The organism is Fictibacillus phosphorivorans, from assembly GCF_001619875.1.
GTDB classification, from domain to species: domain Bacteria; phylum Bacillota; class Bacilli; order Bacillales; family Fictibacillaceae; genus Fictibacillus; species Fictibacillus phosphorivorans_B.
This window is the reverse complement of record NZ_LRFC01000038.1, coordinates 630,451-644,114: the sequence shown is the minus strand read 5'-3', so window position 1 is coordinate 644,114 and position 13,664 is coordinate 630,451. Positions and strand designations below refer to the sequence as shown.

Here is a 13,664-nt window from a genome sequence, read left to right as displayed (position 1 = left end):
GGGGGAACTATAAAATGACTATGAAAAAAAGATGGGCTGCAGGATTATTAGGTGTTGGGGTGATTTTTGGTTCATTTGCAACAGGTACAAGTGCGGAGAGTAATGTTTTACTCGCAAGCGTTGAATGGGTAAATGCGCAAATTAATCCAATGAAAACAAAAATTTCTACATTGGAAACGAAAGTGGCAGAGCTTCAAACAGAAGTTGAACGTTTAAAAACAACTGGCTCAACAGGAGGAACAACTACGCCTCCTCCAACCACTGTTGCTTTACCTAGCAAAGTATATGTAAAATCAACAACTGCTAAATTATACTCGGGTGCAGCTACTTCCTATAAGCTTGTTGCACAAAAGCCATATGGTACAGCTATGAATGTTGTCGCTCAATTTAAGGCTTCAACAGGCATCTGGTATCGTATCAATCTTGGCAATAACCTATATGGCTGGGTTATAGCAAGTAATGTTTCAACAACGTCAGTTGCAAGCCCTACTAGCGTTACGACAAAAGCATCTACAAATATTCGCAAAGGCGCTGCTACTTCATATGCAATCGTAAAAACTGTGCCTTCTGGTACGGTATTAAAGTATGTAAACAGCTTTACTGCTTCTAACGGAGATCTTTGGTACAATGTTGAAACTTCTGCTGGTTTGCGCGGCTGGATGGCTGCCTCTCTTGGTGAGGTGAAATAAGGCTTATGTTGAAGAAATTAGCATTAACTATATCAGCGACCGCTGTGATGCTGTCTCCTCTTGCTACACAAAAAGCGGATGCAGCAACTTCTGTTAACTATTCTTCTCCGGTAAAAGTACAGATTTACAATAATACAAGCTTCACGCTCTATAATAGTGGGTTTTATTTATTGCATAACTTACAGACCGGTGAAAAGGCTTTTTTACAGCCAAATGCGAATTTAAGTTTCACAAAAAGTGGGACTAGCCTTGTAGCAACATTAAATAATCTTAAATTTTCTTCTACTACAGGCTATCGTCTTCAAGAGTTAGTCGGTGGGGGTCAAATTCACAGTTTCTCATCAGATACGATTATCTACAAAAGTGCTTCTACCGCATCTAGTCCAGCAACCACTGCTAAAAAGGGTGAAGTTGTAGAGCATATTGGTGTTCACACTGCGGCAAATGGCGACAAATGGTTTAACGTAAGAACAGGAAGTGGAATTATTGGATGGGCTTCTAGAAGTTCAACATATGAACCCGTAGCAGCTCCTTCTCTTTCGTTAGCAACTGTAAATGGAAGACAGTATCGTGGCAGTATAGATATTGATGCTTCCGGTAAAGTGATCAATACCTTGGATATGGAAAACTATTTAAAAGGTGTGGTACCAAATGAAATGCCTGCTTCTTGGGAGCCAAAAGCTTTAGAAGCACAAGCCATTGTGGCTCGAAGTTTTGCCCTTAAAGCTGGCAATACACTGAGCAGTGGAACGATGAGCCAAGTTTACCGTGGATATAGTTCAGAAGCATCTCGATCTTCTGCAGCCGTTGAAGCAACAAATGGACTTGTCGTAAAATATAAAGGCGTTCCTGTCCAAACGTTCTTCTTTTCAACAAGTGGTGGAAGAACTGCAAATGTTTCAGATGTGTGGAACTCTAGTCAATCTTCTTTTCCTTATTTAGTCAGTGTTAACAGTCCGGATGAGGCATCACCTTACAATTCATGGACAGAGGCATTGAGTGCTAGAAAAATATTAAATAATTTTGGTTACAAATCTGATACTGTCTTATATGACATTCAATTATATAAGCCGGGACAGAATGGAGAAGTTAGAGGTGCAACACTTGTAACTTCTGAAGGGACAAAATCGTTTTCGAATTTAAATGAATTAGATATTCGTAGATACTTCCAAACAGATTCCAATATATTACGTACTAACTGGTTTGATCTTACGTTACAAAAAACTTACAGCGTACAGACTGCTAGTGGAGTAAGTTCACAGTTTGGAGTTAGCGGACAATCCGTGCAGCTTAGTGGTAAAACGGCTCCAGTTACCACTTCAAATGTCAGCATTCAAACAGCGAACGGTGTTATATCCAAATCATCTGATCCTGCAACAATTAAAGCTACAGGAAAAGGCTGGGGGCACCGTATCGGGATGAGTCAATATGGGGCACAGGCAATGGCTAAAAAGGGCGTTTCGGGCGTCGAAATTGTTAAGCATTATTTCCCTGGAACGACAGTATCAAAATAATTTTATAAAAATAGCGTCTTCTTAGTAATACGAATGAGGATGTTTGTCTTATATGTATTAAACATTCGCGCATTAAAGCTCTTTTTTCGTGCTCACCAGGTACACTAGCACAACTTAATGGGTTTCTTACCAAAGTAAACATCATTTATACAGAAAAAGCTGAACTTGAAAGTTACTTTATAAACTTTCCAAGTCAGCTTTTTCTGTTTTTTGCTTTATAGACGTAAAGCTTGCTTTTTCATCAATAAAACTGACCACAAAAGCGCACAAAGCACCTTTAAAGTCAGTTGGTCTCTACTTTTGATCTAAATTCTTTAAAATATCATCGACGATTCGTTTCCATGAATATTCTCTCACAACAAACTCTCGTCCATTTTCCTTTAATTGTTGGAAGCTTTCTTCAGGTAAATTGGCAAGATACCTGACTTGTTCAGCAATAGCGTCTACATTTTCTGGTTCTGCTACTGCACCGCAGCGATTACCCTCAATTAGATCAGCTGCCTCCCCTTCCCCACAATACAAAACAGGAGTTCCTGTTGAGAGTGCTGGGAATATCTTCGAAGGACGAGCACCTTTGAAAATTTCTAAATTTTTTAATGGTACAATGCTGTAATCGGAAATGGAGAAAACTTTGGGCATCATGGCTACTGGCACAGAATCCTTAAACGTAACGTTTGTCAGGTTAAGTTCTTCCTTCATTTTTAAGAGCTTCTCTTTTTCTTGTCCATCTCCTATGAATAAAAAGTGAACATGCGGAAGTTCTTCTTTTACTCTTTGCGCCACAAGTAAAATAGAATCAAGTCCTTGTGCATAACCCATTGTTCCAGTATAAGCAAATACTTTCTTGCCGTGGAGGGATAGTTCGTCCATTAGTTCCGCATCTGGTTCGAGCGGTGCAAAAGTATCCGTGTTTACACCGTTAGGGAGCATGAACGTATCCTCATGACGATTCACTTTATCGCCAATATATTTCGTTATACCTTCTGTAGCACCCGCCATCTTCCATGACTTTTTATATAAGAACTTTTCAAGAATTTCAGCTAGGCGTATAAATTTTTTATTTGTCAATATACCAAGCTTCACAGCAGATTCAGGCCAAATATCAGCAACAAAAAGAACAAATTTCGCTCTTTTAAATAACCCTCCTACATAACCTGTTATTCCTAGGAACAATGGTGGTGAGTTTGTAATAATGACATCTGCTTTTTTTGCTTTTGCTAAAGAATAAAAAGCACTGAATGTAAAAGAAAAATAAGACATTAAACGTCTCCAGAAGGCACCCTTTGGACTTGGATAAATCCATGAACGATGAACAGGAATACCGTCATAATCTTCCTTCATATAAAACATTCCTTGGTACTCTTTCGGGATTACTCCCATAGGGTGGTGCGGGAAAGCAGTTACTACTTCAACCTGATGGCCTCTGCTGATTAATTCCTTTGCAACTTCATAAAATCTAATTTGCGGTGCTCCCACTTCAGGCGGGAAATGCTGACTAAGTAAAATGATTTTCATAATATCGTTCTCACCTTCAATTCATTACACCGATTGAGACTGTCTTAACGTTTGTTGATACAGTTTTTCCATTCGCGACGCATTTTCATACCAATCGTACTCTTTTCTGACATGCACGACACCATTCTGTCCCATGCGTAACCGTTCCTCTTTATTCTCAATCAGCTGGTTGATGGCAGCTGCTAGATTCTCAGGGTCTTCTTTCGGTACAATGAATCCTGTTTCACCTTCCATAACAACTTCCGGCAGTCCACCAACATTCGTTACTACAACAGGTACACCGCAGGCCATCGCTTCAACTGCAGCGACCCCAAATGATTCCTGATCTCGTGAGGGTACAGTGAATATGTCCATCTGATTAATAAATTCAGGTACTTTAGTATTAGGAATTCTTCCTGCAAATTTTACGTGATCACCAATACTCAAGTCTTCCGAAAGTTTTTTATAATCTTCTAATTGAGGGCCTCCCCCAACAATAACTAGTTCAGTATTAAGATGTTTTTCGTGAACCTTTTTAAAGGCATTGATCAAAGTACCAATTCCGTATTTATCAGATAAGGCTTTTACAATACCAATCTGAATAATAGGCTTGTCTTCTTTTGGGATAGGCTTAAACACATCAAGATCCACACCGAATGGGGTAATGCTGATTTCTTTGTTTGTATATTTATTTGTCTCTTTTCCCATCACATGACTAGTAGAACAAATACGATCTGCTTTGTTTAATGTAAATTCGATCATTTTTCGATTTAATGGGTTTTTTTGTGGAAATTGAAAGATATCTGTTCCCCATACAGAAACATAATAAGGATGAAAATCTGTAAGAGCTCCGATTAATCCATAGCTTGAAAGAAAATGAGCATGAAAAATATCCGGTTGAAACGTGCGTAAAAGCTTTTTGATAAATGGTACCGCTCCAAAGTAGCTTAGTTTTCCTGGGAGCTTCTTAGGCAGGATAACCGTATCAACTTCCTTGGCGTTTTCTTCAGAATAATGATCTTCAAAAGTTGCAACTTTTACTGTCCAACCTTTTTGTTTAAAATACAGTGCCCATTTGTGAGTGTGGATCGAGCGGCCAGGGGCTAATAATAAAAGTTTCATTTCGTCTCCCCCACAAGTGTGTTTTTTACAGTTTTTACTCGTGCAAGCCAAGAATTTCTTTCAAGAAATGTATCATGAATATTATTCCGATAGCTATTGCATTCTGTCTCAACATTTTCAATGGCTTTAATAAAAGCATCTTTTCTGTCGTCACAAACGACACCATAATTGCCTGAATCGATAAAAGCCTTCTGTGCCTCACAGTCTGTTGCTACAACTGGCAAGCCGTTAGACAAATACTCTACAAGTTTAACAGGTACAGAAAAATTATTATACTCGCTCTTTAATCTTGGAATATAGGCATAATCCATTGAACGATATAGCTCTGTAAGTTCATCGCCGCTAATATGCTGAAGATTAACATTAAGCATTTGCAATCGCTGTTTTTGTTCTTCAGGAAGCTTGTTATATTCGTTCTCACGACATACGATCGTTAACTTAGGCTGCATTTTATTCGAAGGATAGTTTTCTAAAGCCTCTAATAAAAGAGGTAATCCGTAATCATCATTCGCTATTCCGCCCACATAGATGCCCTGATGAGAAAATGTTTTATCAGCATTCATTTGATCTGTCTCTTTACCGCCAGGGGGTAAAGGTACTTTAGGCTGATTAATGTCAACGTACTTCCCCATAGCTGCACTTGGCAAAAAGATGGCTGAAGCATAATTTTCGTAAAATCTTTCTTCACGGCGATAGATTGTCTGCATGACTTTTTTCTTTAACCCCTTTAAAGGATAAAGATCATCAAACTTCCAATATACATCCCGATAAAAAATGCCCATCGGTACATTATGTTCCTTTAAGAATTTAAATACTTGAGTATCAATAAAAGGCTTTTTTGGTTTATGACCAGGATCAGTGAGCCAAATCGGGATTGTTTGATTCTCGGCATAACAAAACCAAAGATTTTGAAGCTTACCTTTTAACTTTAACTGATTAAACGCTGCTGCTCTTTCTTCTGAGGTTCCATTGATTTCGATAATCTCTACCTCTTCTTCTTTTCCCCATTGTCTGAATGCTTTAAGCATTTCAATTGGACGTAATTTCGAACCACTGTCCGCCTTTTCAGCTAACTTGAATGGAAAATAAACTAAAACTGCTTTGTTACTCATTGTCCTGCTCCTTTACCATTTTTCAAGAAATCCATAACTCCAATGCGGACTTTAATTACAAAGTATACAGAAAAGACGAATACGGAAATCATAATCCAAAGAGGATTGAAAATAAAATCAAAGAACCCTCCAACTACGGATCTTGGAATATTGATAGTGAAGTATATAAACATTCCCAAGAAAACAGGGTTCTTAGGTAATCGAAGGAATATCATATAAATAACAGCCAAAAACATACCCATATATAAAATAGACATGATAACTCCAGGGTAGGAGTAATTTGCATAAGCTTCTCCGATAAAAAGCGTATTAAGTACCCCTGCGGTACCCGCTTCTACCTTTTCTGGATAAAAATAGCCCATAGCCACACGTCCTGATCTTGCATGCACTTGATCAAACATCTGATTAATAATACCAGGAAAACTGCTTCCTTCTAAGAACGGAAAACCGTTGCCGAATAATTGAAGATGCATATAAAATGGTGCGATCTGCGACAAAAACATTCTTCCTATCGGTCCAGAATTATAGGATAAGAAGGAAGAAGGATTAGCACCTAAAGCAGCATACATACCGAACAATAATGCAAATCCAGCTATCCCAATTAGTAAGATTCTTTTATATGATAAGCGCACAAAGCCAATGTAGATGGCAGTCAAAATCATGCTAAGCATATAAAAGAATACCGGAGATTTTGAAAGATCATAAGTAGTGATCACAAATGATGCCCCGATTAATAAAACGGCGAGAACAATCCACTTTAGCTCTCTTGTCTTATGAGCAAAAATAAAGGCAATTATCGATAAAATAGGTGTTAAGGCAATAGCAAAAATGTTACGGATAAGGACATTCCCCTGAAAACCTCTTGAAGCTTCAATTCTAAGTTGCCCCGCATTGCTTGAGCCCTTTATAAGTTCAAGTAAAGGAATTGCGTTTAGTTTTAGCATCGTATAGGCAACAGCTAATAAACAGATGGTAGATAGACCGGAAAAAAGAATATAAAATTCTGTTTTTTCTTTCGTAAATGGAAGAACGACCGGTTTATCAAAATAGTGGTTAAATTCCTTAGCCGCATCAAAACCAATTAATTTTTGTAGTAGATATACAGTTAAGGGGAGAATAATCATGACAAGACAGACTAGAATGAATCCGATAAGCCGATATTCATCATTCGGAACCTTATGCATCATATAAAACTGATCCGTTTTCGTTACAATCAATAGACTGCCAATAAAGCTAGAGACGAATAAGGAGTAATAAAAGACAAGAGAAAGAAGATTAGGTCTTAAAATGGATAGACTTCCTCCTGCTTTTCTAAACAAGGATATTGATATTCCTAATACGATCAGCCAGATCATTGCGTAAGTCAAAAACATGATTTTCCCCCGTTACCCTGATGTAAATCTTTATTGTTGAATGGCTTGGACAATTTTTTCAGAAGCCTTTGCATCGCCAAATACTTCTTTATACTTTGGGTTTACTTCTTTTCGAGTTGCTTCTAATATCGCTTCAACATTTGTACCAACCAGAATGTTCGCTTCACTCTCAAGCGTTTCCACCCATTCCGTTTGTTCTCGCAAAGTAACACACGGAACCTGCATGAAATATGCTTCCTTTTGAACGCCACCTGAATCTGTAAGGATTTTTTTCGCGTGATTTTCCAGAGTAAGCATGTCTAAGTAACCCACAGGTTCGATAACAAGCAAGTTGGGAATAGAAGCCAAATCAAATCCCATGCTCTCAAGCTTGTGCTTCGTGCGCGGATGAATCGGCCATACCTTTTGATCTTCAATCTCAGAAAAAGCTTTTAGGATGTTAGTAATGTTTTCAAGGTTATCTGTATTCTCTGCACGGTGAACCGTTATCAATAAAAACTCTTTGCTCTTCAAATCGTGTTTTTGAAGGATCTCTGATTTATCAGCTGCAAGCTTACGATTATATTCAACCGCATCATACATAACATCACCGACGTTTATTACGTTTTTTGTAATATTTTCATCATGAAGATTTTTCACTGCTGTATCAGTTGGACAAAAAAGGAATTCAGAAACATGGTCCGTCATGATGCGGTTGATTTCTTCTGGCATCTTTTTATTAAAACTGCGCAATCCAGCTTCAATATGGATAACAGGAATATGTAGCTTTGCTGCTGCAAGAGATCCTGCTAACGTTGAATTCGTGTCACCATAAACAAGCAGATAGTCTGGCTTCTCATCAAGAATGATCGTCTCGATATCTGCTAACATTTGGCCTGTTTGTTTACCATGATTACCAGAACCGACCCCAAGATGGTAGTCCGGTTTTGGAATGTGAAGCTCTTCAAAGAAAATATCAGACATATTGGCATCGTAATGCTGTCCTGTATGAACGATAATTTCTGTGTGTGACTCGCGCAAAGCTCTTGATACAGGTGCGGCCTTAATAAACTGCGGACGCGCTCCTAGTACTGTTAACACCTTCATGAATAGCACCTCTTAGCTTTTAATTTCTTTTAAAACTCTTGAAACCCCAAAGGTTGCTGCGAAGAACAACCAAGGGAAGGTTAAATAATATACCGGTAATTCTATTATATGCACCCAGACGAGTGTGCCCATAGCAATCATACCTGTAGTGAATAGAAAAACCATCTTACCTACCGGAAGCGGTATATAATAAACTTGTTGGCTCTTTCTAAAAATCATTATGCAGGCAAATAAATAGGATATGACAACTGCTAATGCTGCACCCCAAAGGGACATCAAAGGAATCAAGACTAAGTTGAGAACTAGACTGATTACTGCTGCAGCGATGAAATAGACAGAGATATACTTAGTCTCTTTTTTTATAAATAATCCTACCGAAATAATTAAGTAATAAAAGTTCAAAAATGTCCCTGCACTTAAGAGTGCAATATAATGACTAGCACTATAAAATTCAGGATCAGAAATCATAAATTTGAAAATATAAGGAATAAAAGTTGCTATTCCCAGTAATCCTAGAATGCCCCCGACAAGAATAATTATAGAAAACTTAGAAAAAATCTTTTCAGCATCAGGTCGTTCCTTAATTGACATCGTGTAAGGACGCCAGGCCATCTGAACACTGGATGTAAGCAATGTGATAACCGTCGCGAACTTAACCGCAACTCCATAAATACCTGCACTTCCTAATCCCTCAAAGTAAGTTAAGAAGAACCTGTTAGAAGTAGCAATCACCCAGAAAGCAAGAGAAGCAGGAACAAGCGGGGCGGCATATTTCAAGATCGCCCATAGCTTTTGTTTATCTACTTTAATTCTTACAAGTCTGAACAATTCAGGTAAAAGCAGTACAACTATAACACCAGCTGCAATATTACGGCCATAATAGATTACATCTACTTCTTCCATCCACATCTTTAAGAAGATATAGGCAAATAGAGCTGCTCCACCAAGACGCAAAACCGTATAGATCACAACTTTTTTTACCTTGAACTCGTAGCGATAATAGGTTAGCACAAGTGTAATGATTGACTCTAAAACAAGTGTTACCATCGCTGCAATGACCACGAATGCATATCCAGATTTCCCAGTCACAAGCACCGAAACCCATTCTCCGCCTATTATGGCACCTATCAAACAAAGTAAAGAAATAGCCAGTCTAAATTGGAGAACCGTTTGGACATAACTGATTTTCAATTCTTTTTTATCTGTATCAAAAAAGTAGAACGCCAGCGCTGAATCTGTACCGAAAATAACAAGGAACGTGAGCATAGATGTAAAAGCGTCTGTGTTTTCTAGAACACCCATCTGCTCTTTTCCTAGATACGTCGTAAAAATTGGTAGCATCAAGAATGCGATTAATTTGGTACCCACATTCATTAACGCATAAAGGAGGGAATCCCCTCCTAAACGTTTAAGCTGCGCTAACAAGTTATAACAACTCCCGCTCGTCAACCTGCTTGCTATATTTAGCTGGTACGCCTTTGATGACAGTCTTTTCTTCTGTATCCTTTGTTACAAGAGCCCCGGCAGCTACAAATGTTTCTTCCGCAACTGTAATGCCTGGGAGAATGATGGACGCTCCACCTACACGAGCTCCCTTCTTCACGATTGCTCCTTTAATCTTGTCAAATCTCTCTTCTGTACGGCCCATGAAGTTGTCGTTTGTAGTAGTCACGCATGGCGCGATAAATACATGATCTTCCAGTGTTGTATAGGCTGTAATGTAAGAATTCGATTGAATCTTTGTGCGTGTTCCGATTGAAACATGGTTTTCAACCGTAACCCCACGTCCAACGATTACGTAATCTGCGATTTGAACATTTTCACGCACACTTGCAAGATCTGCAATAAGTGTGCTGCTTCCGATTTCTGCTCCGCGATAAATCACCGCGTTGACACCAACTGTTACGTCTTCACCAAGGGTTAAAGCAGGTATATTATCGGAAAGCTTAACCGTACTTGTTTTTGCCGGTTTTGGCGGTTTTCCAAGAACAGCTCCATCAGAAATTGTGCTGTTATCTCCAATTACTGTATCCTCGTGGATGGTAACGCGGTTTCCAATCACAACATTCTTACCGATCTTTGCCCCTTTTTCAATCACACTGAAGTGTCCAACTTTTACAGATTCATCTAACTGTACCGTTGAATCAACAAAGTTCATCATCTCTAAGTCCCCCTTACTCTCACCTTTAAATTAAAGCTTAACGTAACGAGCTGGTTTATTCTCTACATCTTTCATCGCATTACGTGTATCAAATAATACATCACTGTTTTGAGCGATCATCTCATAATCAAATGCTGTATGATCTGTCGTTAATAAAACGAGATCAGCTTTTTGCAGAAGTTCAGGTGTAAGTGAGTAAGTCTCCACTGTTTGTCCATCCAATCTGAAAGTTGGAACGTGTGGATCTACAACCGTTACATTGGCACCTGAAGCATTCATTTGTGAAAGAATCGGAAGTACCGGTGATTCACGCATGTCATCAATATCTTTCTTATAAGCTACGCCTAGAACCACAACATTTGAACCACGAAGAGCTTTTCCATCTTCGTTCAACAGACGCATCGCACGGTCTACAACGTATTCAGGCATCGCGTTGTTGATCTCACCCGCAAGCTCAATTAGACGAGTGTGATAGTTATATTCACGCGCTTTGTATGTTAAGTAGAATGGATCGATCGGAATACAGTGTCCGCCAAGACCTGGTCCTGGGTAAAACGCCATAAATCCGTATGGTTTGGTTTTTGCAGCATCGATCACTTCCCATACATCAATACCCATACGCTGACAAAGAATCGCCATCTCGTTCGCTAATGCGATATTAATATGTCGGAATGTGTTTTCGAAAATCTTTTCCATTTCAGCTACTGCAGGAGTTGATACTTCATGTACATCTCCTTCAAGCACTTCACGGTAAAGAGCTGCTGCGACTTTTGTACAGTTCGCTGTAATTCCACCAACTACTTTTGGTGTGTTTTTCGTATTAAAATGTTTGTTACCTGGATCAACACGCTCTGGTGAGTATGCAATGAAAACTGTTTCTCCTGTTACAAGACCTGTTTTCTCTAATGCTGGCTTTACGATCTCTTCTGTTGTACCAGGATATGTTGTAGATTCGAGAACAACTAACATTCCCTCGTGGGCATTTTTTGCGATTTCATTTGCTGAACTTTCAACATAAGAAGTATCCGGCTGCATATAAGTATCAAGAGGTGTAGGAACACAGATCGCAACAGCATCGACTTCACTGATTTTCGCGTAATCTGTTGTAGCTTCTAAACGACCAGACTTGATCATTTCATTTAGATCTTCATCAACCACGTCACCAATATAGTTAACGCCGTTATTAACTTGATCTACACGTGCTTGTTGAACATCAAATCCGATTACTCTGTATCCAGCTTTTGCTTTTTCAACAGCTAACGGAAGACCTACGTATCCTAGTCCTACAACTCCAATAACTGCTTCTTTATTTTCTATCTTTTTAAGTAGTTGTTCTGAATGACTCATTTACTACATCTCCTTTGATCTTTTAAAACTTATGCTAACTTTACTTCTTTTCCAGTTTCTGCCGATTCAAGAATCGCTAAAATCAGCTTAACTGGTGCCATGCCATCTTGTCCAGAAACAATCGGTTCACGATTCTCTTGGACGGCTTGCACCATATCTTCAATGATCCATTGATGCCCTGGCTTACCAAGAGGATTATCCTTAATTGACTCGTTGAAAGATTCTTTTTCTCCTTCAACACCGTCTTCCATATCCCAAGTCTCGATAAAGAGTGCATTGCTGCCACCGATCTTCACAGAAGCCTTTTCGCCAAAAATAGATAAAGACTCTTCAAGGTTTTTCGGGTAAATCGTTGTCGCAGCTTCAATAACACCTAAAGCACCGCTTTTGAAACGAACGACTGCAGCTGCTACATCTTCTGCTTCTATTTTTCTTAAGCGTGTAGCTGCCATAGCTTGAACACTTTCAACCTCTCCCATAAACCAAAGCATAAGGTCTAAGTTATGAATGGCTTGATTCATGAGTACACCACCGTCAAACTCTTTCGTGCCTCTCCATGGTGCTTGATCGTAATAAGCTTGTCCTCTATTCCACCGAACCGTAGCATTCGCATGGCTCATCGTGCCAAATACACCTTGGTCCATCTTTTCACGCAGCTTCATAATGGCTGGGCGGAATCGGTTTGGATGAACAACTGCCAGTTTCACATTGTTTTCTCTAGCAATACGAATCATCTCTTCTGAATCCTCTAGCTTCAGAGACATCGGCTTTTCAACGACAATATGACGCCTGTGTTCTGCCACGATCTTTGTTAATCGCGCATGCAAACCAGATGGTACACAGATATTCACGACTTGTATATCCTGATTCGTTCTCAACATCTCATCCAGATCTGTATAGGTTTCGTATTTTGCGGAATATTCTTCAAGGCGTTCGGCTGCTGCATCACATACAGCAACAAGTTCTGCTCCATCTGCCTCATTAATTGCTTCGACATGTTTCTTAGCTATGTGTCCCATTCCTACGATGGCAAATTTAATCATTTTTTCTATACCTCCGTGCGTCTTCGATGTATTTCCATAAAATGAGTGTGAGCAGTGATAAAAACACTCCTGCTACTAAACCAAGCATAAGTATCGGTTTTTGATTCCGTCCGCTTTCCACAACTGTTGTAGCTAGCTGTTGCGGCTTTTCAAAAAACTCAATATCTTTTTTATTATTATCTATTTGTTGCTCTAGTTCTATAGAAGCTAACTGAAGTTCGGTCATTCTTGACTCTTCTTCAGGAGACAGAGAACCTTCATTTAACCGCTCTCCGTATACATCTGTTAGTTTATTAAGGCTCTCTAAGTGTTTCTCTTTCTTCTGCATTTTTTCTTTGGTAGATAGAATTCGCTTATTGTATTTTTCATTTAATACATTAGAATGCTTTTTACTAATCGATGATATAACATCACTGACTTGTGCAGAATTATTGCCCGTTATCGTAAATACCAATTGTCCTCTTTCAAAGACTTCTACAGACAGTCTATTACCCTTAAGATCATCTTTGTAAAGATGTTTAATCACTTCAGGGTCAGTTTCAGAATCATCCAAGTCCCCAGTATATAAAATAGTTCTTCCTTGGTATTCCACAGGCTGCATCATGGAAATCAAAAATGCCAGTCCGAGAGTAATCAATGGTAAAAGGAGAAACCACCATTTTTTATTCCAGAAAAACACTAAGTAATCATACAAAACATACCGCTTTTCTTCGTGCACAAAAA

At 38.9% G+C, this 13,664-nt stretch carries 12 protein-coding genes; 2 read left to right on the top strand and 10 right to left on the bottom strand.

Going from position 1 to position 13,664, the window contains the following annotated elements:
- The first annotated feature begins 14 nt into the window (after positions 1-14).
- Positions 15-689 carry an SH3 domain-containing protein gene (locus AWM68_RS19000; RefSeq protein ID WP_066245375.1) on the top strand — a complete coding sequence of 225 codons (675 nt, stop codon included), beginning with the start codon at positions 15-17 and terminating at the stop codon, positions 687-689.
- A gap of 5 nt (positions 690-694) precedes the next feature.
- Positions 695-2,203 carry a SpoIID/LytB domain-containing protein gene (locus AWM68_RS18995; RefSeq protein ID WP_066245373.1) on the top strand — a complete coding sequence of 503 codons (1,509 nt, stop codon included), beginning with the start codon at positions 695-697 and terminating at the stop codon, positions 2,201-2,203.
- A gap of 294 nt (positions 2,204-2,497) precedes the next feature.
- Here the strand turns inward: AWM68_RS18995 and AWM68_RS18990 are convergent, their stop codons facing one another.
- The 10 genes from AWM68_RS18990 to AWM68_RS18945 are packed head-to-tail and all read right to left on the bottom strand — an operon-like array spanning position 2,498 to position 13,659.
- Positions 2,498-3,718: a glycosyltransferase family 4 protein gene (locus AWM68_RS18990; protein ID WP_066245370.1), complete on the bottom strand. Its 1,221-nt coding sequence runs from the start codon at positions 3,716-3,718 to the stop codon at positions 2,498-2,500.
- A gap of 24 nt (positions 3,719-3,742) precedes the next feature.
- Positions 3,743-4,819: a glycosyltransferase gene (locus AWM68_RS18985; RefSeq protein ID WP_066245368.1), complete on the bottom strand. Its 1,077-nt coding sequence runs from the start codon at positions 4,817-4,819 to the stop codon at positions 3,743-3,745.
- On the bottom strand, positions 4,816-5,931 hold the full coding sequence (locus tag AWM68_RS18980; RefSeq protein ID WP_066245365.1) for a glycosyltransferase: 1,116 nt from the start codon (positions 5,929-5,931) through the stop codon (positions 4,816-4,818). The genes AWM68_RS18985 and AWM68_RS18980 overlap by 4 nt, the downstream gene beginning before the upstream one ends.
- Positions 5,928-7,304 carry an O-antigen polymerase gene (locus AWM68_RS18975; protein ID WP_156488462.1) on the bottom strand — a complete coding sequence of 459 codons (1,377 nt, stop codon included), beginning with the start codon at positions 7,302-7,304 and terminating at the stop codon, positions 5,928-5,930. Before AWM68_RS18975 ends, AWM68_RS18980 begins: the two co-directional genes overlap by 4 nt.
- A 30-nt stretch (positions 7,305-7,334) precedes the next feature.
- Complete coding sequence (wecB, locus tag AWM68_RS18970; protein WP_066245363.1) at positions 7,335-8,390, bottom strand: non-hydrolyzing UDP-N-acetylglucosamine 2-epimerase; 1,056 nt, start codon at positions 8,388-8,390, stop codon at positions 7,335-7,337.
- 12 nt (positions 8,391-8,402) lie between these two features.
- Positions 8,403-9,815, bottom strand: a complete 1,413-nt coding sequence (locus AWM68_RS18965) for a lipopolysaccharide biosynthesis protein (protein ID WP_066245361.1) — start codon at positions 9,813-9,815, stop codon at positions 8,403-8,405.
- A 1-nt stretch (position 9,816) separates the two neighbouring features.
- Entirely contained in the window at positions 9,817-10,548 is a 732-nt protein-coding gene (locus AWM68_RS18960; protein WP_066245745.1) for an acyltransferase, read from the bottom strand.
- 33 nt (positions 10,549-10,581) lie between these two features.
- Positions 10,582-11,898: a nucleotide sugar dehydrogenase gene (locus AWM68_RS18955; protein ID WP_066245359.1), complete on the bottom strand. Its 1,317-nt coding sequence runs from the start codon at positions 11,896-11,898 to the stop codon at positions 10,582-10,584.
- A gap of 29 nt (positions 11,899-11,927) precedes the next feature.
- A complete protein-coding gene (locus AWM68_RS18950) occupies positions 11,928-12,941 on the bottom strand; it encodes a Gfo/Idh/MocA family protein (RefSeq protein WP_066245357.1) in 1,014 nt (337 codons plus the stop codon).
- Positions 12,934-13,659, bottom strand: coding sequence for a Wzz/FepE/Etk N-terminal domain-containing protein (locus AWM68_RS18945; protein WP_066245355.1), 726 nt, complete (start codon positions 13,657-13,659; stop codon positions 12,934-12,936). The genes AWM68_RS18950 and AWM68_RS18945 overlap by 8 nt, the downstream gene beginning before the upstream one ends.
- Between the last annotated feature and the right edge of the window lie 5 nt (positions 13,660-13,664).